Annotated in this window: 1 protein-coding gene; it reads left to right on the forward strand. The window is 69.8% G+C overall.

The features are described 5' to 3' along the window. On the forward strand, nt 1–252 hold a 252-nt coding region (locus SB773_RS33345), incomplete at both ends, for a hypothetical protein (RefSeq protein ID WP_410594730.1).

The raw sequence follows: 252 nt of genomic DNA on the forward strand, positions 1-252 counted from the left end.
GTCGTGGTCGATCCCGAAGTGGTGACACCGAGCGTGACGGTCGAAAGCTCGCCGAAGGTCGGCGGACGCATCGACGTCAGCGGCGTCGGATTCGAGCCGGGGATCGAGTACACCGTCCAGCTGCGTTCCACGCCGGCCGATCTCGGGACCGTGACCGCCGAGGCCGACGGCAGCTTCGCCTTCCGTGGAGTCGTGCCCGACGACATCGAGGCCGGCGCGCACACGCTCGTCGTGATGCTCGCCGGGGCGGAC

This window comes from Bacillus sp. SIMBA_074, from assembly GCF_046534555.1.
In the GTDB taxonomy this organism is placed as follows: domain Bacteria; phylum Bacillota; class Bacilli; order Bacillales; family Bacillaceae_G; genus Bacillus_A; species Bacillus_A mycoides.